This window comes from Actinoallomurus sp. NPDC050550 (genome assembly GCF_040655075.1).
Classification (GTDB): Bacteria; Actinomycetota; Actinomycetes; order Streptosporangiales; family Streptosporangiaceae; genus Actinoallomurus.
In genome coordinates, this window is sequence record NZ_JBFAJC010000015.1 from 1 (window position 1) to 21,489 (window position 21,489).

20 protein-coding genes and 1 pseudogene are annotated in these 21,489 nt (G+C 71.0%); 12 read left to right on the plus strand and 9 right to left on the minus strand.

All coding sequences use genetic code 11. From position 1 onward, the window contains the following. A partial coding sequence (locus AB0I04_RS21560; RefSeq protein ID WP_360886980.1) for a hypothetical protein occupies positions 1 to 313 on the plus strand: 313 nt, incomplete at its 5' end. A 251-nt stretch (positions 314 to 564) separates the two neighbouring features. Then, on the plus strand, positions 565 to 1,284 hold the full coding sequence (locus tag AB0I04_RS21565; RefSeq protein ID WP_360886982.1) for a rhomboid-like protein: 720 nt from the start codon (positions 565 to 567) through the stop codon (positions 1,282 to 1,284). A gap of 222 nt (positions 1,285 to 1,506) precedes the next feature. Here AB0I04_RS21565 and AB0I04_RS21570 read toward each other — a convergent pair whose 3' ends face one another. Then, complete coding sequence (locus AB0I04_RS21570) at positions 1,507 to 2,772, minus strand: MFS transporter (RefSeq protein ID WP_360886984.1); 1,266 nt, start codon at positions 2,770 to 2,772, stop codon at positions 1,507 to 1,509. Positions 2,773 to 2,835: 63 nt separating this feature from the next. Between AB0I04_RS21570 and AB0I04_RS21575 the strand changes: the two genes are divergently transcribed. From AB0I04_RS21575 to AB0I04_RS21595, 5 genes and pseudogenes are all read left to right on the plus strand, one after another. Next, a complete protein-coding gene (locus AB0I04_RS21575; protein WP_360886986.1) occupies positions 2,836 to 3,885 on the plus strand; it encodes a helix-turn-helix domain-containing protein in 1,050 nt (349 codons plus the stop codon). A gap of 125 nt (positions 3,886 to 4,010) precedes the next feature. Continuing rightward, entirely contained in the window at positions 4,011 to 4,955 is a 945-nt protein-coding gene (locus AB0I04_RS21580; RefSeq protein ID WP_360886988.1) for an SDR family NAD(P)-dependent oxidoreductase, read from the plus strand. Continuing rightward, entirely contained in the window at positions 4,952 to 5,557 is a 606-nt protein-coding gene (locus AB0I04_RS21585; protein ID WP_360886990.1) for a TetR/AcrR family transcriptional regulator, read from the plus strand. Before AB0I04_RS21580 ends, AB0I04_RS21585 begins: the two co-directional genes overlap by 4 nt. 42 nt (positions 5,558 to 5,599) lie before the next feature. Continuing rightward, positions 5,600 to 5,788 (plus strand): annotated as a pseudogene (locus tag AB0I04_RS21590) (ISKra4 family transposase); the annotation flags it as partial. A gap of 75 nt (positions 5,789 to 5,863) precedes the next feature. Then, positions 5,864 to 6,748 carry an aminoglycoside phosphotransferase family protein gene (locus AB0I04_RS21595; protein ID WP_360886992.1) on the plus strand — a complete coding sequence of 295 codons (885 nt, stop codon included), beginning with the start codon at positions 5,864 to 5,866 and terminating at the stop codon, positions 6,746 to 6,748. Positions 6,749 to 6,754: 6 nt separating this feature from the next. Here the strand turns inward: AB0I04_RS21595 and AB0I04_RS21600 are convergent, their stop codons facing one another. The 7 genes from AB0I04_RS21600 to AB0I04_RS21630 form a co-directional block, all read right to left on the minus strand. Beyond that, entirely contained in the window at positions 6,755 to 8,056 is a 1,302-nt protein-coding gene (locus AB0I04_RS21600) for an MFS transporter (RefSeq protein WP_360886994.1), read from the minus strand. Then, positions 8,053 to 8,712, minus strand: a complete 660-nt coding sequence (locus tag AB0I04_RS21605; protein WP_360886996.1) for a helix-turn-helix domain-containing protein — start codon at positions 8,710 to 8,712, stop codon at positions 8,053 to 8,055. Before AB0I04_RS21605 ends, AB0I04_RS21600 begins: the two co-directional genes overlap by 4 nt. Before the next feature lie 368 nt (positions 8,713 to 9,080). Further along, positions 9,081 to 10,256, minus strand: a complete 1,176-nt coding sequence (locus AB0I04_RS21610) for a 4-hydroxybenzoate 3-monooxygenase (RefSeq protein WP_360886998.1) — start codon at positions 10,254 to 10,256, stop codon at positions 9,081 to 9,083. A 140-nt stretch (positions 10,257 to 10,396) separates the two neighbouring features. Then, positions 10,397 to 11,113, minus strand: a complete 717-nt coding sequence (locus AB0I04_RS21615) for a helix-turn-helix transcriptional regulator (RefSeq protein ID WP_360886999.1) — start codon at positions 11,111 to 11,113, stop codon at positions 10,397 to 10,399. Between the two features lie 202 nt (positions 11,114 to 11,315). Further along, the gene (locus AB0I04_RS21620) at positions 11,316 to 12,503 is read right to left on the minus strand and encodes a hypothetical protein (RefSeq protein ID WP_360887000.1); all 1,188 of its coding nucleotides are present in this window, start codon (positions 12,501 to 12,503) and stop codon (positions 11,316 to 11,318) included. A gap of 91 nt (positions 12,504 to 12,594) precedes the next feature. Beyond that, a complete protein-coding gene (locus tag AB0I04_RS21625; RefSeq protein ID WP_360887001.1) occupies positions 12,595 to 13,092 on the minus strand; it encodes a cysteine dioxygenase family protein in 498 nt (165 codons plus the stop codon). 5 nt (positions 13,093 to 13,097) lie between these two features. Continuing rightward, positions 13,098 to 13,985 (minus strand): amidohydrolase, encoded by an 888-nt coding sequence (locus AB0I04_RS21630; RefSeq protein ID WP_360887003.1) that lies wholly within the window; start codon positions 13,983 to 13,985, stop codon positions 13,098 to 13,100. 196 nt (positions 13,986 to 14,181) lie between these two features. On the opposite strand from AB0I04_RS21630, the gene egtA reads away from it, so the two are divergent. Genes egtA through AB0I04_RS21655 form a run of 5 tightly spaced genes read left to right on the plus strand, consistent with a single transcriptional unit; the run spans position 14,182 to position 19,616 of the window. Then, positions 14,182 to 15,585, plus strand: a complete 1,404-nt coding sequence (egtA, locus tag AB0I04_RS21635; protein ID WP_360887005.1) for an ergothioneine biosynthesis glutamate--cysteine ligase EgtA — start codon at positions 14,182 to 14,184, stop codon at positions 15,583 to 15,585. Then, the gene (egtB, locus tag AB0I04_RS21640) at positions 15,576 to 16,865 is read left to right on the plus strand and encodes an ergothioneine biosynthesis protein EgtB (RefSeq protein WP_360887007.1); all 1,290 of its coding nucleotides are present in this window, start codon (positions 15,576 to 15,578) and stop codon (positions 16,863 to 16,865) included. Before egtA ends, egtB begins: the two co-directional genes overlap by 10 nt. Next, the gene (egtC, locus tag AB0I04_RS21645) at positions 16,865 to 17,599 is read left to right on the plus strand and encodes an ergothioneine biosynthesis protein EgtC (RefSeq protein ID WP_360887009.1); all 735 of its coding nucleotides are present in this window, start codon (positions 16,865 to 16,867) and stop codon (positions 17,597 to 17,599) included. The genes egtB and egtC overlap by 1 nt, the downstream gene beginning before the upstream one ends. Positions 17,600 to 17,639: 40 nt before the next feature. After that, positions 17,640 to 18,596, plus strand: a complete 957-nt coding sequence (egtD, locus tag AB0I04_RS21650; RefSeq protein WP_360887434.1) for an L-histidine N(alpha)-methyltransferase — start codon at positions 17,640 to 17,642, stop codon at positions 18,594 to 18,596. 9 nt (positions 18,597 to 18,605) lie between these two features. Beyond that, positions 18,606 to 19,616: a LacI family DNA-binding transcriptional regulator gene (locus AB0I04_RS21655; RefSeq protein WP_360887011.1), complete on the plus strand. Its 1,011-nt coding sequence runs from the start codon at positions 18,606 to 18,608 to the stop codon at positions 19,614 to 19,616. Here AB0I04_RS21655 and AB0I04_RS21660 read toward each other — a convergent pair. Beyond that, positions 19,610 to 21,049: an aromatic amino acid ammonia-lyase gene (locus tag AB0I04_RS21660; RefSeq protein ID WP_360887013.1), complete on the minus strand. Its 1,440-nt coding sequence runs from the start codon at positions 21,047 to 21,049 to the stop codon at positions 19,610 to 19,612. The two genes, AB0I04_RS21655 and AB0I04_RS21660, sit on opposite strands and share 7 nt — an antisense overlap. Positions 21,050 to 21,489 lie beyond the last annotated feature (440 nt).

Consider the following 21,489-nt stretch of genomic DNA (forward strand, 5'->3'; position numbering starts at 1 on the left):
CCTCGAGGTGCACACCGGCGACGGGCTCATCGACGTGGCCGTGGCCCGCGGCGCCGACACCGCGCTGATCCGCGGCGCGGTACGCGGCAGGGGCTGGTCCGTCGCCTGGGGCGAACTGCCGCCTGGCGGCGAGGTGCTCGTGGAGTTCCACGCCGGAAGGTCCGCGCTGAAGGCCACCGCCGTGACCATCGCCGGGGCGTTCTGGGTGGCGGAGGTGCCCGGGAGGTTCCGCACCGTCGAGGTCACGACCGCGGTCGGCCGGATCTCCCACCGCATCCGGCGGTTCCGGCAGGCCCCGCTGCCCCGCACGTAGGGCACCGGGAGGCTCGCGGTCGCGTTGGCCGGCGGGACCGGCACTCTCGAGTGTCCCGCAGATTGAGCACCGTGCGGACTCGTCGGCTGGCGAGACCGTAAAACCCGGCTATCCCGCAGGTAAGGTGCCGGGAGGCCCGCGGGCCCGTGGGCAGGTGAGATCGGCAGGCTCGGCTGTCCGCGCGGTAAGACGCGCCTGACGATCATCTGGTTGTCATCAATCTCTCAGAAACAACCCCTAGTCTGTGCCGCGTGCACTCGATCCTCAGGCGTTACCCCCTGCCCACGCTCTTCATCGCGGTGTTCTGCGCCGTCTCGGGCGTCTACGCGTACGGTCTGGGGCCGGGACAGCAGCGCCTGGTGGTCGCCAACACGGCCACCAACCTGGCGAACCTGAGGAACGACCCCCTCGGCACGATGATCGCCTCGGCCTTCGTGGCCGAGGCCGCGCCGTGGATGTGGGTGGCCTTCGCCATCGTCGGCCTGTTCCCGGTGGCGCACCGGTTCGGCAACGTACGGACGCTCGTCCTCGTCGGCGCCGCCCAGGTGGTCGGCACGCTCATCAGCGAGGGACTGCTCGCCTGGCGGATCTCGACGGGCGCCATGCCCACGTCGGCGCGGTACCTCGACGACGTCGGCCCCTCCTACGTGATCGCCTCCGCCCTCGTCGCGACGATCCTGTACGGCGCCGAACCCCTCATGCGCACCGCCCGGCACGGCCACTGGCTGTTCGATCGCGTCCCGAGCCGCTGGTGGCGCATCGGCGCCGCCGTCGGCCTGGCGTTCCTGGCACCGCATCTGTTCAACCGCCTGGACCGGCTGGACGTCGCGGCCGTCGGCCACGTCGTCGCCATGCTCGTCGGCGCCGGCGTCGGACTGTTCTTCGTCCACCGCGAGCGCGCCCACGCCGGCTCGGGCGGAGCAGGACCGCGTACGGACGTCGCCCCCGCCCCCGCCTTCAGCGAGGCCTGACCCCCGGGCTACCTCCCCAGCGGGCGATCAGTGGACGCACTGCTGCGGCGCAGGGAGGTGTTCACGAAGAACTCCTCCAAGTGGTCGGATGTGAGGGCGAAGCTGCTGGCCGACCAGGCGTGGGAGCAGGTACGAGGCTGTTTCGGTCCCCGCGGAGAACATTTCGGCGAAGCTGTCATGGTCGTTCGCCTGGTCCCGATATGCAGACTGCATCGTCGCGGCCTAGCCCGGGCTTGATGTGGACGCTCGCACGTCGTGCGCTCGTGCTTCTTGCCTGACGCCAAAGAGAGCGTCCCTCGACATCGATCCCGTCCGGGTGAGCGAGACGATCAGTCCAGCGGCTGTTATGGAGAGTGTTGCGGCGGCGTAGATGATTGCTGCGGGCACCAAACCGATGGCGTCACTGAGGAAGCCGGCCACGATGGTAGGGATGCCATACGCGAGATAAGCGACGACGTAGACGGCGGAGAACAGCTTCGCGCGCTCCTGCGCTCGCGTCAGCGGAACAAGGAGCCCGAGCGTACTGGAAAAGACGGCGCCGAAGCCGAGGCCGGTGATGATCGCGCCGCAGATGATGAGCGATGCGAGGCCCGCCGCGAACGAGCACGCCTCCAGCGACACACCCGCGAGGACCGCTGCATATCCGGCGAGCATGAACCGCCGGGGCGGCATCAGCGGGCCGAGTACGAGCGCGGAGACGGCCGCAGCCAGGGGCTGGGCTGCGACCACCAGGCCGAGGGCGGCTCCGCTGGTGATGTGCAGGGCTTGATGGACGATCGACGCCCCGAGGCCGAGGACCAGCCCGGCCGACATCCAGATCCCGATCATCCCTGGGGCAGTGCGAGCGAACGCGGTCCGGGCCGCGGATGGAACGCCGATGCGTGACACGAGGGCATCGCCGATCCCTTGACGCTTGCCGACCGTCTCAGGCGAGGCCGCTGTGACGACGATGGCGATGACGATGATCGCGAGTGCGGCTCCGAACACGACCGCGGCGGGTGCTGCCGCGAACTGGATGGCGACGCCGGTCAGGACGACACCGATGCCGAGACCGGCGACGGATGCGATGCTCACGACCAGTGCCGCGACCTTCTTCTGCGCCGCTGGTGCGACCTCGGCGATGTAGGCGCTGAACGCGCTCGTGGCCGCTCCCGTCGCGAAGCCCTGCAGCGCCCTCGCGACGATGATGACGCCGATATCCGGGGCGAACAGGAACACCGCCATCGCGACCGCCTGGAGTGTGAGGGCCGCGATGAGTACCGGACGGCGACCGATTCGATCCGACAGGGAACCGATGACGAGGAGCGCGAGGAGGAGCGCGAAGGCGTAGATCGCGAACGCGACCGTCAGCTCGCTGTCGGGAAAATGCCAGTGCTGCTGGTAGACGACCAGCAGGGCGCTCGGTGCTCCCGCGGCGGCCATCACTGCCATGAACGCGATAGCCGATGTGACGAAGGCGACGACCGGCGGAACCGTTGGACGCGGCATGGAACCCCTATCCACTCGACGTAGGACCGAACCCGACTGGACGGCCCACTCAGTGTCGAGCGGTTGGAACGACACCCTCCAGTGGCAAGAATGCCAATATGTGCGAGGATTGCGCCACAGGGGATTGATCACCGCGAGCTGAGGAGATGGACGACGATGAGTTCGCACCGGGTGGTGGTGCTTGTGCTGGATGGGGCGCTCCCGCTCGACGTCGGCATCCCGACCCAGGTGTTCCATCCGCGTGACGGATTCCCGTACGAGCTGACAGTGTGCGGCGTCGCTGCGGGAACGGTGCCGTCCAGTGAGGGTTTCGGGTACGCGGTGCCCCAGGGTCTCGACGCGCTGATCGGGGCGGACACCATCATCGTCCCCGGCTACGCGCCGGTCGGCCGACCGATCCCGGCCGCAGTGCACGAAGCGCTTCGGAGGGCGCATGCAAGAGGAGCCCGCATCGCATCGATCTGCTACGGCGCGTTCGCCCTGGCCGACGCCGGTCTGCTGGAAGGGCGGCGCGCGACAACGCATTGGGACGCGGCGGAGATGTTGGCGCTGCGCCATCCGGACATCCTGGTGGAGCCCAATGTTCTGTTCGTCGATGAGGGTTCGGTCCTCACCTCAGCCGGTGTCGCGGCGGGCATCGACCTGTGCCTTCACATCGTCCGGCGCGACCTCGGCGTGAGCGTGGCGAACGACATCGCCCGCCGTCTGGTGACGGCGCCCTATCGGAGCGGCGGCCAGGCTCAGTACCTTCCCCGAAGCAGCCCGGCACCGCATGGCGATACGCTCGCGGCGACCCGAGAATGGGCGCTGACGCGCCTCCACGAACCGCTCGCAGTCACCGATCTCGCGACGCACGCGCGGATGTCGCTGCGCACCTTCATGCGCCGCTTCGCCGAGGAGACCGGCGACACGCCGCTGCAGTGGGTCCTGCGCGCTCGGGTCGACGCTGCCCGAGCGCTCCTGGAAACCACGAAGCTCCCGGTCGACCAGATCGCCGAGCGCGTCGGGCTGGGAACCGGATCCAACCTCCGCCTGCATTTTCGGAGAATCCTCGACGTGTCGCCGACCGAGTATCGGGCCGCGTTCTCCGACCGGACGATTCTGACTCCTTGAGCGGGAACTCCTAGATCCACGGCTACCGCACTTCCTTCTGGCAGTCGGGGCAGGGGCGCAGCTCGCGCGGGATGGCATGTTACGGTACTGAGTACCATTTGGAACTCGATACCGAGGGGTCTGTCATGGATAGCCGGACTATCGTGTTGACCGGAGTGACCCGCGGTTTCGGCCGCGAGTCCGTCGAGTTGCTGATCCGGGAACGGCCGCAGGACCACTACGTCGTGCTGGCTCGCCGGGGCGGCGAACGCCTCGCTGCGGAACTCGCCGAGGCCACCGGCGCTTCCGGGGTCACAGGCGTGGACTGTGACCTCGCTTCGCTCGCCGAGATCAGGCGGGCGGTGGAGGAGATTCTGCGTGGGCTCGACACCGGGTACCTCCCGCCGCTCGGTGGCTATCTCGGCAACGCCGGCCTGACGGTCACGACGACCGAGAAACGCACCACGGACGGGTACGAGATGACCTTCGGGGTCAATGTGCTGTCCCACTACCTGCTCGTCAGGGAGCTGCTGCCCCGGTTTACCGGTCCGGGCTGGATCGTGCTTACCTCGAGCGACTGCCACTTCGGGCAGTTCCGCTACACGCTCGGCGCCACGCCGCCGCCGCGCTGGGAGACGCCGGAACGACTGGCCACGCCTCGTGCCGGTGGAGCGCGGGAGGCCGGGCGGGCGTACGCGACCAGCAAACTCGGCGTCATCTACCTGACCCACGCGCTGGCCCGCCGCCTGCCCGAGAGCGTCGGCGTCTACTCCTACAACCCAGCGCTCGTCGCGGGCACCGATTTCTTCCGCCACGCCCCGGGGCCCGTGCGGGGCGTGCTCAACGGATTCTTCCAGCTTCAGCGATTCCTCGGCCGGGGCATGACGCCGCAGCAGGCGGGCGCCCGGCTCGCTGAGACGATCCTGACCGGGCTGACCGCCCGGACCGGGTCCTACCTCGATCGGGGCCGCAACGTCCCGTCGTCGCCAGAGTCGCACGACGAAGCCCGCGAGGAGGAGCTGTGGCGCGAGGCCGCCCGCCTCGTCGACGCCGACCGCCGGGCGGGCCGGGCGGATATCTTGGCCGAATGAGCACGAACAAGGTTCCGGTGGAGTCATTGCGGGACCGCAAACGCCGCCAGACCCGGGAACGGATCATCGAGACGGCCTTCGCGCTCTTCATGGAGCGGGGGTTCGATGTCGTCACCGTGGACGAGATCGCTCAGCGGGCCGAGATCGGCCGCACCACCTTCTTCCGCTACTTCGGCGACAAGCAGGAAGTCGTCTTCTCTACCGAGGACGACTTCCTGCGCGCGCTCACGGCGGCCATGCGCGATGCGCCCGCCGAGCCGCTCCAGGATCTCGCGCAGGCACTGGCCACATCTCGGCGGCTGCTGCTCGCGATCTGCGCCGAGGCCGCCCGCAACCCCGGCCACTACGCGGTTTACCACCGTCTGGTCAAGCAGCACCCCGAGCTCGAAGATCGGCACACCCGCAAGACCCGGCACTACGCCGACCTCCTCGAGAAACACCTGATCGACCATGGCACCCCGCCGGCCACCGCCGTCCTCGCCGCCCAGTTGACCCTCGCCTGCTACCAGGCGGCGTGGCGCCTCGGCAGCCACGACGCGATGGCGGTGCTCCGCGAGGCGAATGACGCCTTCGACCTCCTGCTGGGCGCCACCGTCGCATGACCGGCGGACCGGCCTTCGCTCAGCCGGGACATGCGCCGCACCTGCCGCCACCTGATCGCCGACCGCCTCGACATCACCGGTGCGCGCTGGGGCCTGCCCGGAGTCGAAGCCGTCCTCCGACTACGCGCCCTCGTCTCCAACGGCGACCTCGACGTCTACTGGCGCTTCCACGCCACCTGCGAGCACCAACGCCTCTACCCCGACCAGCAGAACTACCACCTCACCGCTTGATCGCGACCTTCACTCGAAACGAACCGCACCCAAAACCGATTGACCGGTGGGGCGTCGCGGCGATCTCATCGGCGGATGGTCAAGATGCATGCCGACGAGGTGGAGACCGACCCGGAGCTCATCCGGCGGCTGATCCGCGGGCAGTTCCCGCAGTGGGCGGACCTGCCGGTCGAGCGGCTCGCCTCCGGGGGGACCGTCAATGCCGTCTACCGGATCGGCGCCGACCTGACCGCCCGGCTCCCGCTCACCCCGGGAGGCGTGGAGTCACTGGAGTGGGAGCAGCGGTGGCTCCCGAGGCTCGCGCCCGTACTGCCGGTCACCATTCCGACCGTCGTCGGACGGGGGGAACCCGCCGAGGGATATCCGTTGCCCTGGTCCGTGCACCGGTGGATCGAAGGGGAGAACCCGGTCGAGGGCAGGGTCGCCGAACCCGAACTCCTGGCAAGTGATCTGGCGGCCTTCATCACGGCCATGCGGAAGGTCGAGCTCGGCGACGCGCCCGTCGCCTACCGCGGGGTCCCGCTGGCGACCGTCGATGCGGGGACGCGTGCGGCGATCGAGGAACTGAGCCGCACCGACGAGCCCTTCGACGCCAAGGCGGCGATCGCGGTCTGGGAGGAGTCGCTCGCCGCACCGCGCTGGACCGGCGCGCCGTGCTGGGTGCACTCCGACCTCATGCCGGGGAACCTGCTCGTCGCCGATGGACGGCTGGCCGCGGTCCTGGATTTCTCCACCGCCGGCCTCGGCGACCCGGCCTGCGATCTGATCGTCGCGTGGAACCTCCTGCCCCGATCGGCGAGGAAGGTGTTCCGGGACGCCGTCGACGCCGACGACGCGACCTGGGCGCGCGGCCGCGGCTGGGCCCTGTCGATGGCCGTCGGCCAGCTGCCGTACTACCGGCACACCAACCCGATCATGTCCGCCAACGCCCGCCACGTCATCCGCGAGGTCCTCGCCTGACCGAGCTCACTGAATGCTCGACTCCAGGGCACTGCCGGTCCGTCCGCGCCGGCGGTCCATCTCGCGCCACTCGGGCCGTAGTCCGGCCAGGTTGGTCGTGAGGAAGTACACGGCACCGCCGGCCAGCAGCACGGGCGCCAGCCCCCACGACGCCACCGCCGCCCCGCCGATCAGCCCGCCCAGCGGGATGCCGCCCCAGGCCAGCGAGTCGCCCAGTGCCCTGACCCGGCCAAGCAGGCGGCGCGGCACCCGCTCGAAGGAGATCGCCCCGATGATCGGGTTGAGGAAGCCGGCCGCGAAACCGGAGACGGCGAACACCGGGACGATCCACCACATCGGTGCGTTCGAGGCGAGGATGAGGAACGGCGGCGCGCCGGCGATCGCGAACGCGACGAAGAAGACCGGGCGGCGCCGCATGCGGTGGGCGATCGCCGCGGCGCACAGGCTCCCGGCGAGCGCCGTCACCGCGTGCGCGCTGTTGTTCAGGCCGATCGCGGCCGCTCCGTTACCGGAGTCCTTGGCCCACACGGGCAGGAACACCGTGATGAACGCCGCGTCCAGCAGGTTGGTGATCCCGACCATGATGACGATGGAGAGCAGGAGCGGCTCGCCGCGGAGGAAGGCGAGGCCCTCGCCGAAACTCCGCCAGTACCCCGGCTCCGCCTGAGCCGACCCCGCCTTCACCGTCGCGCCGCCCATGCCGCGTGGCAGCACGAGAGCGGTGATCACTGATCCGAGCGCGAAGCAGCAGGCGTTGAGGACGAGGCCGGTCAGCGGGCCCAGCAGTGCGACCAGCGCGCCTCCGGCCGCCGGACCGATGGTGGCGGCCAGCCGCTCGGTCGCTCCGGACAGGCCCGTGGCCCGCTCCGTCGCAACGTGGCTGCGCTCGGCCGCGTCCGGGATCATGACCTCCTTCGCCAGATCGCCTGGGCCGCGTGCCGCGCCGATCAGCGCTACCAGGGCCAGCAGCACCGGAAAGGTCAGCAGGCCCGAAGAGTGGAGCAGAGGAATGGCGCCGGCGGCGCTCGCGCTCACCAGGTCGGTGGTCCACGAGACGACCCTCGGGCCGGCCCGGTCCACCAGCGGTCCGGTTAACGTCTTGACCAGCACATAGGGCGTCATCTCACAGAACGCCACCAGCCCGGTCCGCGTGGCGCTGCCGGTCGTGACGAGCACGAACCACGGCAGCGCGATGGCCGAGACCCGGGTGCCGGTCAACGACACGGCGATCGCCGTGAGCAGCCCGCCCAACGGCCGCAGGGTCCGCTTCCCGGATACGCCGGCGACGTCCGGGACCTCCCCCGTCACGATTTCTCCATCGCCGGCTTCTCGGCGTCCGAGGTGCCGTGGGCTGTGGCGGTCGCGTCGAGCTCGGGCAGGGTATTAATGATCAGCGAGACCTGTTCGGCACCCGCCGGCGCTCCGGTCACCGTCTCGGGCGTCTCCCGTCGATACCGCTCGATGACCGCCTGCAGCTCCCTGCGCAGGGCGATGGCCTCGTCAGGGGTCAGCCGCAGCAGCCAGTCGCTCATACCGAAGGCATCCCGCCATGGCCGGGGCATCGTCTGTACGTCGTTGAGGGCCCGCTGAACCCGCAGCGTATTGGCGGCGGCGACGGATTGCAGGAAGGCGAACGCGGCTTCGGGTTCGCGCTCTGCCAGCTCCGGGTCATTGAACGACGTCGACTCGTGTACGGAGCGCCACCAGCGCTCTCTCGCGTTCCCGCGCTCGCGATCCTCCTCGACGAAACCCGCGGCACCGAGCTGGCGGAGGTGGTAGCTCGCCGTGCCGGAGTTGACACCCAACCGCTCGGCGAGCCGGGTGGCCGTCGAAGGCCCGTGCTTCCGTAGCAAGAGGAGCAACTCCACTCGCACGGGGTGCGCGATGGCGCGCAGTCCTCTCGCGTCCAGGACGGCGATGTTCTCTTCGCCCGGAGGGCGTCGCTGATCCCCGAAGTCCGTCATGATCTTCACCGTAAACCGCGAAGAAACCTTTGCAAAGAGTTCTTCGCGAAGAGTTCTTTGCGGTTCTGTCTACTCGGCAGGGCCGTGGCCGATCGTGTCCGAGGCCGCGCCGTGGATATGGGTAGGCCCTGGACCCGGAACGGAGCGGGGGTAGGCCACCATGACCTCGAAAGCCTCACCGGGGCGGATTACGGGACTGTCTTCCGTCCAGGGCGACCGCCCTCGTTCTGCCCTGTCCCGCCACACGGCAACTTTCCCGTCTGGGGAGCACCCCGCAGAACAAGGGACCTCGCCCGGCGGGGACATTCAGGCGTTTTGCCGGGTCTCGCTCCGGCCGCAGCCCGCCCCGCCCCGGGCAACCCACGGCACTAGTTCAGCCCGGCGATGAACTCGCTGAACAGACGGTTCGCCGAGTCGGACTCGAACAGGCGCTCCAGGTCCGCCCGGGCGAGCCGGTGCCGGAACTCACCTTCGTACGAGGCGTCCCCGGCGTTGTGCACCAATTCGGTCCACCACGCGGCGAACGCCTGGTAGTTCCACACATGACGAAGACACGTCGATGAGTAATCGTCGAGCAGGGTCGAATCGTGATTCTTGGTCTGGTAATGGATTACGGCGTTCGCGAACACCTCGGCGTCGTGCAGGGCCAGGTTCATTCCTTTCGCACTCATCGGAGGAACGATGTGGGCGGCGTCCCCGAGCAGGTATAGCCGGCCGTAGCTCATCGGGCTGTACACCACACTCCGAAGCGGCACCAGTTGCGTGCTGGTGATCCGGCCTCTGGTGGCCATGGGTTCACCGAAGCGGGTCTCGAGCTCGTCCCAGATGTGCTCGTCCGTCCACTGGGACATGGAGCTATCGAGCGGGCACTGCAAATAGAAGCGACTCGCGTGCGGACCACGAGCGAACTGTCCCGCGAATCCACGAGGGTGCAGCGCCATCATGGATTGATGATTGGCGGGAACCTCCGCCAAGACGGTCAGCCACGCGTACCCGTACTCGTGAGAATAACGCGTGAGACTCTCGCTGGGGATGGCCGCCCTGCTGACGCCACGGTCACCGTCGCAGCCGGCAACGAACTCGCAGCCGATCGCCCTCGTCGAGCCGGCGCCGTCTCGATAGCATACGCGTGGGCGGTCGTCGCCGGCGATGTTCTCCGACGAGACGTCGGCATCGAAGCGAAGGTCTCCGCCGTCGCTGATGAAGACGTCGATAAGATTTCGGACGAGGACCTGCTGGGGGCAGAAACGTCCGTCGCTGTGATCGTCCGATCCGAGCTCGAGTGGCCGCGTTTCGCCGTCGATCCGGAAGTTCATCACCGGCGTGACCGGGACACCTCCGATCACCCGGTCTTCGAGTCCCCACTCACGGAACATGCGTGCCGCCCGAGCGTCGATCACCCCGGCTCGCTGTCGCTGCTCGACGTACTCACGGCTGCGCTTCTCCAAAATGACACAATCGATCCCGCTGCATAGCAGGAAATTGCCGAGCGTTAGTCCGGCGACTCCCGCTCCCACGATTACCACGGTGGTGTTCTCGTCCACTTCGGACATCGAATCTGTCGGCATGCCCCCAATTTTCACGCGACACCAGAGTGGCGTACCACCAGCATTCAGACAAGCCATACCGGAAACCCGCCAGGACGCGTTGCTCCGACCGTTAGGCACTGAGCGGACGCCGCCGGTCAACGGTCTCCGCGACGAAGCTCCAGCTGATACCGCCCTGGCGTTTGGCCGACGATCGCCGTGAACGCCTCTATGAAGCTGGTCGGGTTGGCCCAACCCAACCGGGTGGCCGTATCGGTGACCGCATGCCCCTCGACCAACATGATGAGCGCGTGCTGGACACGCAGGAGGCTTCGCCACTGATGGAAGCTCATGCCCAGCTCGGTCTGGAACAGACGGCTCAAGGTCCGTTCGCTCGCCCCGACCGCCCGCCCGAACTCCGCCAACGTCAAGGGTGTCGCGGGATCGGCATGCAGAAGGTCGGTGACCGCACGAAGACGATCATCGGTCGGCTCCGGAAGATGCAGGGTCTCCCCGGGAACGTTGACGAGCTCGTCGACGACCACCCGTCGAAGCCGGTCCCGCGCGTCCGGTCGAAGCTCGCGACCGCCGGTGAGGACCAGCAGCGCTTCCCGCAGCAGCGGTGATACGGCGAGGACCGTCGGCTGGTCCGGCAACGAGGCGCACAGCGCCAGGGGGATCTCCACCACCCGGACCTCCGTCCGCCCGTACGCGCGGTGGTAGTGCTCGAAACCCGGCGGCGTCCACGCGGCACGGTTGGCCGGGGCGAGCCACGTGCCTCGCTCTGTCGTGGTGGTAAGGACGCCCGCTGAGGGATACAGCAACTGCCCGTCGGTGTGACGGTGCGGCGGAACGCCGTCTCCGTGCGCGAGCATCCCCCGCTTCACGTCGGCCGACCTGGCTGGTACTCGGCGTCCGGGCTGCCGCCGGGGGACCGCTCGTCCGCACCGGCTTCGGGTTCGCGTTCTGCCAGCTCCGGATCGTTGAACGTCGTGGACAGGTGTACTGAGCGCCACCAGCGCTCTCTCGCGTTCCCGCGCTCGTGCCGTACGGGGTGCGTGATGGCGCGCAGTCCGCTCAGCGCTTCGGGTCGGTCTTCTTCGGGGCCGGGGTGGTGCTCGGCGCGGTCACGCCCGGGAGCGGAAGGGCGGGCATCGAGGTCGTCGGGCTCGGTGTCGCCGGGGTGGACGTCGGCGGCTTCGGGGTCGGCGTCGCGGGGCGGGATGGGCTCGCGGGCGGGCGGCTCGCCGTCACCGACCCGGAGGGACGGGCGGGCGTGGCCGTGCCGGACGGCGAAGCGGACCCGGCCGTGGACGGGGCCGGTGTCGTACCGACGGGCGAGGATCCGCCGTTCAGCGGGGCGCTGCCCCCTGCCGAGGCCGTGGGACTGCTCGTGGACGTGGCCCGGTGCACGATCCGGGTGTGGTCGTCGACGGTGGAGGCTCCCCGGTCGGTGCCGGCCGGCCAGAGCACGATCGCCCCGATGACCGTCGCGGCGCACGCGGCGAGGGTGAGCGCCTCGGTGAGCACCGCGTGCCGGGCACGGGGCTTGCGGTGGTGCCGGGCCGGCGGCCCGGCGGGCCCGATCTTCGGCTGGGGACCGGTGTCCGCCTCGGCCGGGCCGAACAGGGTGTCCAGCGGGACGGGCAGGCCGTCGGCGTCGAACAGCAGCGCGCCGCCGGTCGCCCGCTCGGTGGCGGCGCAGGCGGCCAGCACCCGCTCGCGCAGCGACGCCGGCGGGTCGTCCGGCCGGATCACCAGCGCGTGGAGGCGGCCCTTCGCCAGCGCCGTCAGCAGCTCGTCGTCCGCCGCGGTGCCGGCCTCCAGGACGGCGATGACCGCCTGCTCGAGCCGGCGTCGGGCCATCCGGACCAGCTGCTCGGCGGTGTCGCGCGCCAGGCCGAGGATCCGCGCGAGATCCTCGGTCTCCAGGACGGCGGTCAGCGCGAGCGCCTCCCGGTGCTCAGGGCGCAGCCGGGCCAGCGCGCGCTCCAGCGGCGCCGCTTCCGGGGCCGCCTTGGGCGGCGCGTCGCGGCGTGCCCACTCCGCGCGCGCCAGTGCGTACAGCCATACGGGGAGCGACTCGTCGTCGGACGGCGGACCGGCCGGGTGACGGGCGGCGGCGACGAAGGCGTCCCGTACGGCGTCGACGGCCTCGTCGCCGACCATGCGGCGGCAGCAGGCGTACAGCAGCGCGCCGTGCTCGTCGTAGAGCAGGCCGAAGGCCTCCGGGTCACCGGCGCGCAACGCCTCCGTCAGGGACACCCGCTAACTCCGTTCTGGCAGCAGTTGGCTCGTTCCAGGTCAAGAGCAAGCTACCAGCGCGGCAAAAACCGACGCCAGGGGGACTTCCCCCCTACGCAACCTCGTCGAGGGGGCGGAGTTCGTCCGCGTAGCTGACCGAGACGCGGCGCATGACGCCGCCGTCGTCGATGGAGTACTGCCCGAGGCGCCAGAGCGGGGGCGAGTAGGCGTGGATGGACACGCTGCGGTCCGCCGACCCGACCAGGCGGTGGATGTGCTCGGGGCCGAAGGAGAAGGACGCGCCCTCCGCCACCTCCACCTCGACGTGCGCGCCGGCGATCCGGGGGTTGCACTCCTTGAGGGCGCCGTCGACGACCGCGACCGCGCCGGAGGAGATGTCGTGATCGTGCCAGCCCGTGTCGTTCTCCGGTGTCCAGCACAGCAGCCACACGTCGACGTACTCGTCCCGGTGCAGCGACACGTAATGGCGCTTGCCGTCGGGGAAGTCCACGAGTGCGCGCCAGGTCTCAGGGTTGGCGGCCAGGTCGTCGACGAGGCGGCGCAGCTCATGCCGGTCGAGGCTTCGTGTGGGCAGGGACTCGAAGGCCACGGGGGTCAGTCCTCTCCATTGAGTAGCCGATGCGGATTCGCGGTACGGATGGCGTGCTCGGCGGCGTCGCCGAGGCCGAAGTGGGCGGGGGACCGCGCGTACGGGAGGTCGGAGCCGCACACGATCGTGTCGATGCCGATCGCGCGGACCGTGGCGTCCACGGCGCGCGGCCCGTACGACGACGTCTCCACGAAGGCGTCCGGGTCGACCTGGCCGCGTCCGCCGCCGCGCGCGGCCAGGCGTTCGCCGTGCAGGGGAGCGAGCCCGGCGAGAAGCGCGAAGCACACGCGCAGGCCGGGATGGCGCGGCCGGCCGAACGCGCGGAAGGCGAACCAGGCGGCGTGCATCTGCTGGACGTACGGCACCAGCGCGGGCCACCACCCCGGCCCGTCCGTCACCGGCGCCGGCCCGGGGTGGATGAAGAGCGGCCGGCCGCGCTCCTCCAGCAGCGTCAGGAGCGGCCCGCACCGGTCGTAACCCGCCGCGTCGAGCAGTGCCGTCGCGGGCAGCTGCAGGCCGGTGAACCCCTGGTCGAGGAGCCGGGCGAGGGCGGTGGCGTCGATCTCGGCCAGGCCCGCGGAGGCCCACGCGCGGAACGGCTCGGGCAGCAGCAGCGCGTCCGCGTGGTGGGCGTCGAGCAGCGGGGCGCCCGCCTCGGGAGGCAGGAACTCGATGCCGAGCGGGGCGGACAGGGACGTCAGTGCGAGATCGACGCCGTCCTCCGCGAGGGTGGCGGTGCGGCGCGCGACGTCGTGATCGGCGGGGTCGACCTCGTACGGGGCCTCGCCGGGGAGGTGGAGCGTCCAGTGGTCGAGCCGGGGAGGGGCGGTACGCCTCCGGAGCGCGTCGACGAACGCCGGCCCCCAAAGGTGCTGGTGGACGTCGATCCGCACGCGGTCCTCCTGAGAGTCAAAGCTACTGAACCGTTTCACTGAACCGTATCAGTGTACCGGTTCAGTGGACCGTTTCACCCGCTCAGCGGTCACCATCCCGACACCTGGGGCTTTACGTAAGGAAAAACACATTTCGGATTATTGATGCGGTTCAGTAGGGAAAGCTCTCCGTTCGTCGCCGGAACGGAGGTGCGCGATGAGCCGCCTGACCATCGATGAGATCTACGAACACGTCAAGGGAGTGTGCTTCAAGACCGGGCCACCCGGGCTCGTCGGCGTGGAGACCGAGTGGTTCGTGATCGACCGGAACGCCCCGGCGCGGTGCGTTCCGCTGTCGCGTGTCCGGGCGGCGATGGAGGCGGCCGGGGCTCCGCCGGCCGGAAGCCGCATCACGTACGAACCCGGCGGGCAGCTCGAGCTCAGCTCGCCCCCGCGGCGCGGCGCCGCCGCCGCGTACGCCGCGATCGCGCGGGACATCGCCCACGTCGGCGCCCACCTGGCCGAGGAGGGCCTGGCCCTGGAGGGGCGTGGCACCGACGCCCGGCCCACGGAGTTCCAGGCGACCGGGGGCCGCTACCGGTGCATGCGGGAGTACTTCGGGGAGTTCGGCCTGCGCATGATGTGCGGCACCGCCTCGCTCCAGGTCTGCCTCGACATCGGCGCCGACGACAAGGACGCCGCCCGGCGATGGCGGCTCGCGCACGCGCTCGGACCCGTGCTGGTCGCGGCGTTCGCCAACTCGCCCGGCCCGTCCGGGCGGTCGAGCCGGCAGATCGTGTGGGAGACGCTCGACCAGGGGCGCACCGCGCCCGTCGGCGGCGACGACCCCGTCGAGGCGTGGACCCGCTACGCCCTCGACGCGCAGCTCATGCTGATCCGCGACGGCTGGGTGGCGGCGCCGGGGATGACCTTCCGCGAGTGGGCGGCCACGGGCAAGCCCGACGTCGGTGACCTGGCCTATCACCTGTCGACGCTGTTCCCGCCGGTCCGGCCGCAGGGCTGGCTCGAGCTGCGGATGATCGACGCGCTGCCGGAGCCGTACTGGCCGGTGCCCCTCGCCGTCGCGACCGCGCTGCTGGACGACCCGCTAGCGGCCGACGTCGCCGAGGAGGCCACCGAGCCCGCCCGGGACCGCTGGCGGCAGGCCGCGCGGGACGCCCTCACCGACCCGGTCCTGGCCCGCGCCGCGCGGCGCTGCTTCGAGGCCGCCCTGGACGCCCTGCCCCGGCTCGGCGCCGACACGCTCGTTCCGCCGGTCGAGGCGTACGCCCGCCGCTTCGTCGAACGCGGCCGCTGCCCGGCCGACGAGGAGGCCGAGCGACGGGCCGGCGCCGAGCGACGGGTCGACGTCGAGCGGCGGGCCGACGCTGAGGGACCCGCCGACCGGATCGGCGGCGAGCGAGCCGCTGACCGGATCGGTGGTGAGCGACCCGCCGACCGGCCGGATGACGAGCGAGCCGCTGACCGGGTCAACGGCGAGCGGACCGTTGACCGGGCCGTCGGGCGTCCGCCCGCGAGGCCCGACGCGTACCCGGCCGTGCCGGGCGTCCCCGCCGGACCGCCCGCCACGACCGCCGAGGAGGAACCCACGTGGACCTGAAGGAACGGATCGCGACCGAGCTGATCGCCGCGCGCGAGCGCAGCGTCGGGCTCACGCTCGACGCGCTCGACGAGCCGGACCTGGTGACGCAGGTCTCGCCGCTGATGTCCCCGCTGGTCTGGGACCTGGCGCACATCGGCAACTACGAGGAACTGTGGCTGCTGCGCGCGGCGGCGGGCCAGGAGGCGATGCGCCCGGAGATCGACGACCTGTACGACGCGTTCGAGCACCCGCGCGCCGAACGGCCGAAGCTGCCGCTGCTCACGCCGGCCGAGAGCCGCGCCTACATCGACACGGTGCGGAACAAGGTCCTCGACTCGCTGGAGAAGGCGCCGCTGAGCGGCGGCCGGCTCACCGAGGGCGGCTTCGTCTACGGCATGGTCATCCAGCACGAGCACCAGCACGACGAGACGATGCTCGCCACGCACCAGCTCCGCAAGGACGGCCCCGCCCTGCTGGACCCGTCCCCGGCGGAGCCTCCGGCGGGCGACGTCGCCCTGGCCGGGAGGGAGGTGCTGGTCGAGGCGGGCCCGTTCGTCATGGGGACGTCCGACGACCCGTGGGCGTACGACAACGAGCGCGGCGCGCACACGGTCGACCTGCCCGCCTTCTTCATCGACGTCACGCCCGTGTCCAACGCCGCGTACCTCGCGTTCATGGAGAACGGCGGGTACGACGACCCGCGCTGGTGGCACCCCGACGGCTGGGACTGGCGCATGCGGTCCGAGAAGCGCGCGCCGGCGTTCTGGCGGCGGGAGGGCGGCCAGTGGGTGCGCCGCAGGTTCGGCCGGACCGAGCCGGTGCCGCCGGAAGAGCCGGTGCAGCACGTGTGCTGGTACGAGGCCGACGCGTACGCCCGCTGGGCGGGTAAGCGGCTGCCCACCGAGGCCGAGTGGGAGAAGGCGGCGAGCTGGGACCCGGCCGCCGACCGCAAGCGCCGCCTCCCCTGGGGGGACGAGGGTGAGCACGCGAACCTCGGGCAGCGGATGATGCGGCCGGCCCCGGTCGGCTCGTACCCCGAGGGCGCGTCGGCGTACGGCGTGCGGCAGCTGCTCGGGGACGTGTGGGAGTGGACGTCGAGCGACTTCCGCGGCTACCCCGGGTTCCGCGTCTTCCCGTACAAGGAGTACTCCGAGGTGTTCTTCGGCACCGACTACAAGGTGCTGCGCGGCGGCTCCTGGGCCACGCACCCGATGGCCTGCCGGACGACGTTCCGCAACTGGGACTATCCGATCCGCCGGCAGATCTTCGCCGGGTTCCGCTGCGCGAGGGACGTCTGATGTGCCGTCACCTCGCCTATCTCGGCCCACCGCGTACCCTGCACGAGCTGCTGTACGCCCCGGAGTTCTCCCTGGAGCGGCAGTCGTACGCGCCGCGCATGAACGGCACCTGCATCCTGAACGCCGACGGGTTCGGCGCCGGCTGGTACGACCCGGCCCGTGACCGGCCCGTGCGGTACCGCCGGTCCCAGCCGATGTGGACGGACGTGTCGTTCGCCGACGTCGCCGAGGTCGTCCGGAGCGGCTGCGCGGTCGCCGCGGTCCGCTCGGCGACGGTCGGCTTCCCGGTGGACGAGTCGTGCGCCCAGCCGTTCACCGACTCCGAGCGGCTGTTCAGCCACAACGGGCGGATCGAGGGGTTCGCCGGGGTCGAGGCGAAGCTGCGGGAGCTCGCCGGCGACCTGGCGCCGATCCCGGACGCCCGCGCCCCGGTGGACTCGGCCCTGATCTTCGCGCTGGCCGCCGGGCGGTGGCGCGCCGGCGGAACCCTCGCGGAGGGGCTCGCGCACGCCGTGGAGGTCACCGCCGCGCTGGCCCCGGGCCGCTACAACCTCCTCGCCGCCGACGGGCGCACGCTGGCCGCCACCGCCTGGGGCGACACGCTGTTCGTCCGGCGAGGCGAGGGGGCGGTGATCGCCTCCGAGCCGTACGACGACGCGCCCGGATGGGAGGAGGTGCCCGACCGCTCCCTGGTGACGGTCGATCACCTGGGGGTGCACGTGAGCCCGCTGTGAACCACACGGACGACGACGGACACGAGAACAATCGGGAGGCATCGTGGATCGCTTTCTCACCCCCGACGACCTGGGGAAGGCGCTGCGCCGGGACGTCGCCGACGGCCTGGGCGCCAGACCGAAGACCCTGCCCGCCAAGTGGTTCTACGACGAGCGCGGCAGCGAGCTGTTCGAGGAGATCACCCGGCTGGAGGAGTACTACCCGACCCGCCGCGAACGCGCGATCCTCGCCGCGCGGGCGCCCGAGATCGCCGAGGCGACCGGGGCGCGCACGCTCATGGAGCTGGGGGCCGGGTCGGGGGAGAAGACCCGGATGCTGCTCGACGCCCTGTCCGGCACCCTGCAGACGTACGTGCCCGTCGACGTCAGTGGCGACTTCCTCGCCCGCGCGGCCGGACAGATCGCCGCGGACCACCCCGGGCTGGCGGTGCATCCGGTCGTGGCCGACTACGAGCGGCACCTCGCCCTGCTGCCCGACGGGGAGCGTCGCCTGATCGTGTTCCTCGGCGGGACGATCGGCAACATGACCCCGGCCGAGCGGGTGTCGTTCCTCAGCGCGCTGCGCGCGACGATGGGCGACGAGGACGCGCTGCTGGTCGGCGCGGACCTGGTCAAGGACGAGAAGCGGCTGGTCCGCGCGTACGACGACGCCCGGGGGATCACCGCCGAGTTCAACCGGAACGTCCTCAACGTGATCAACCGGGAGCTCGGCGCGGACTTCGTCCCGCAGCGCTTCGCGCACGTCGCCCTGTGGAACCCGGGTGACGAGTGGATCGAGATGCGGCTGCGCTCACTGGAACGGCAGGTCGTCCAGGTGCCGGCGATCGACCTGGAGGTGGAGTTCGCGGAGGGAGAGGAGGTGCGTACGGAGATATCCGCGAAATTCCGCCGGGAACGCCTGGATGCCGAGGCCGGAGCGGCAGGAATGGCGATCGACCGATTCTGGACGGACGCGGACGGCGATTTCGCCCTCACTCTTGTCAGACCCGCTCTATAGGGTTGGAGCGTGGCGCAGCAGCAGCGCAAGCGAGCGACCATCCGCGAGGTGGCGAAGGCGACGGGGCTTTCGCCGGCCGCGGTCTCCTACGCGTTGCGCGGGATTCAGACGTCGGAGGAGACGCAGCAGCGGGTCCGGGAGGCCGCCCGTGAGCTGGGCTACGAGGCGCATCCCATCGCCCGGGCCCTGGCCAGCGGGCGCACCGGCATGGTGGGCCTGCTCTGCGGCTCCCTCGAGGACCTGTGGCAGCAGGCCCTGGCCGTCGGCATCGGCCGCGCGCTGTTCGCCCGCGACCGCTACGCCATCATCCTCGACGCGGCGGGCGACCCCGAGCGGGAGGTGACGCTCGCCCGGCAGCTGCGCGACCAGCGCGTCGACGGCCTGATCGTGCAGCCGGTCGACCCGGCCGCCGAGGTCTGGGCCGAGCTGGGGGAGAGCCTGCCGGTCGTGTCCGTCGGCGACTCGCTGCGCGGCGGGCACGCGTACGGCGAGGTGGTGTTCGACAACCGCGCCGGCGTCACGCTCGCCCTGGAGCACCTGCATCAGCTCGGGCACCGGCGCGTCGCCGTGCTCACGCCCACGCGCGCCAGCACCCCCGACCGCCCCGCCGACGTGCACGTCCACGCCGAGGCCGAGCGCATCGGGATCCAGGTCGACGTCGTCACCTCGCCGCAGGACCTGCCGGGCGCGACGGAGACGGCCCTGACGATGCTCGCCGGGCCGGACCGGCCGAGCGCGCTGTTCTGCTTCTCCGACTCGATCGCCTACGGCGTCTACGCCGCGACCCGTGCGCTCGGCCTCGCGGTGCCCGGCGACGTGTCGGTCGCCGGGTTCGACAACCATCCGATGTCGGCGTTGCTCACCCCGCCCCTCACCAGCGTCGACTGGGACATCGACGACATCGTCCACTCGGCCGTCCGGGTGATCGTCGGCGGCATCGACGGCAAGCCGCGCCGTCGCCGCATCGTCTGCGAGCCGAGCCTCCTCCCACGCGAATCGACCGGGAAATGCCCTCAGTAGGAGCCGTACGGCGCGATCCGGGCCAGCAGGTCGGCGGCGGTGGCGATGTCGGTGTCGAGCGGCCGGTCCTCGACCGCCGGGTCGAGCGCGTCGGCCGCCTGGGCGTACACCTCGCCGATCCGGCCCGGCGGGACGCGGTCCTGCATGCGCAGCGCGCGCACGGCGGCGACGAGCTCGCAGGCGAGCGCGGTGCGGAACGCCGTGATGACGTCCGTGGTGGCCCGCGCCGACTGGGTGGAGAAGCCCGCGTGCTCCTCGACGCCCCGCGACAGCACGGCGCTGCCGAGCGCCGCCGGGGCGGCGAGCCGCCGGATGTCGGCGATGGCCGAGTGCGCGACGTACTCCAGGATCATGATTCCCGAGCCGGGCTCGCCGGGCGCGGCCTGGAAGGCATCCAGCCCGGTGAAGGCGGGCTCCACCAGCGTTCCGAGGCGGGCCGCCGACAGCGCCGCCGTCTGGAAGATCGCGGCCCGTACGGCGTCGAGCGCCAGGCCCACGTACGCCGTGTGGAAGTTGCCGTTGTGCCAGACCGTGCGGTTCGCCACGTCGACGAGGGGGTTCTCGGCCGCGGCGTTGATCTCCCGCGTGATGATGCCCTCGGCGTGCTCGGTGACGTCCACGGCGGGGCCGTGCACCTGGGGGAACGCCCGGTAGCCGTACGGATCCTGGATGCGGGCCGGGGCGACCTCGTGGACCAGCCCGCGCATCGCCTCGGCGACCCGGCGCTGGCCGGGGTGCGGGCACGCCTCGTGCACGGGCACGGCGAAGGCCTCGAGGGAGCCGCGCACGGCCAGCAGCGACAGCCCGGCCACCGGTATCGCCGCCCGCAGCAGCTCGGTGACGTCCCGGCAGGCGAGCGCGGACTCGCCGAGCGTCGCGGCGTTCGAGCTGATGAAGGCCAGGGCGTCGGACGGGCGCAGCGGGAAGCGCGGCCCGGCCGCCCCGCCCTGCCAGGGGCGTTCGCCGATGAGGCACAGGGCGGTCGCGGCGAGCGCGGTCAGGTCGCCGGTCCCGATCGCGCCGTACACCGGGATCGGCGGGATCGCCCAGCGGTTGATCGCGTCCGCCAGTGCGCCGAGCACGCCCGGATCGACGCCGGAGCCGCCCGCGGCGATCTGGTTGAGGCGCACGACGAGCATGGCCCGGACGGTCTCGGCGGGCAGCAGCGGCCCGGCCCCGCCGGCGTGGCTGCGCAGCAGGCGCAGGCCGTGCGCGTCGTCATCCTCGATCGCGACGTTCCGATTGGCGCCCACGCCGGTGGTGCGGCCGTAGACCGGCTGCCGGTTCGCCACGTCGCGGGCGACATCCCAGGCCTGCCGGGCCCGCTCGACAGCTTGTGGCGAAACCGTGACCAACGCGCTGCTTCTGGCGACAAGCCCCACGATGTCGCAGGTCAGACCGCTTCCGTTGAGGTCCACGGCCGTCTGGTTCATCGTTGAAACCTTACGACAAGGGAATAAGCCACTATTTTGACCTTTAATCTCGGATAGATGAGAGGCTGCGCCACCCGTGATCGAAACGGACCGTGTCCTTCGGCGGCACCTCGACGCCACCGGGCGCGGGACAGGGTCTCTGTCCCGGCCGCGTTGGCACGCGCCCGGAGCGCGGTGTTCCGGATGATAGGCGGTGGTTTTTCGGTCACCGCGGCGAAGACGGGTCCCCGGTGCCCGGGCCCATCGTCCGCCGGGCCTCCAGTGAGCGGATTCGGCCTCCCCAACATGCCGGTTACGCTGCTAAAACGCACTTGTCGCGCCTTTCAGCGAGCCTCTGTCAAGAGTCTCGCATCTCAGACAAAAGCGAGATCGGCCGGGTGTTGTGACAGCCGTCGGTCGAGTCCAATAAGGAACCCATACGGCCAGGTCACGCGTCGACG

Coding starts and splice junctions, on each gene's coding strand:
- egtC (WP_360887009.1), top strand. CDS start 16,865: ATGTGCCGTCACCTCGCCTATCTCGGCCCACCGCGTACCCTGCACGAG.
- AB0I04_RS21585 (WP_360886990.1), top strand. CDS start 4,952: ATGAGCACGAACAAGGTTCCGGTGGAGTCATTGCGGGACCGCAAACGC.
- AB0I04_RS21570 (WP_360886984.1), bottom strand. CDS start 2,772: ATGCCGCGTCCAACGGTTCCGCCGGTCGTCGCCTTCGTCACATCGGCT.
- AB0I04_RS21615 (WP_360886999.1), bottom strand. CDS start 11,113: ATGCTCGCGCACGGAGACGGCGTTCCGCCGCACCGTCACACCGACGGG.
- egtA (WP_360887005.1), top strand. CDS start 14,182: ATGAGCCGCCTGACCATCGATGAGATCTACGAACACGTCAAGGGAGTG.
- AB0I04_RS21580 (WP_360886988.1), top strand. CDS start 4,011: ATGGATAGCCGGACTATCGTGTTGACCGGAGTGACCCGCGGTTTCGGC.
- AB0I04_RS21660 (WP_360887013.1), bottom strand. CDS start 21,049: ATGAACCAGACGGCCGTGGACCTCAACGGAAGCGGTCTGACCTGCGAC.
- AB0I04_RS21595 (WP_360886992.1), top strand. CDS start 5,864: ATGGTCAAGATGCATGCCGACGAGGTGGAGACCGACCCGGAGCTCATC.
- AB0I04_RS21605 (WP_360886996.1), bottom strand. CDS start 8,712: ATGACGGACTTCGGGGATCAGCGACGCCCTCCGGGCGAAGAGAACATC.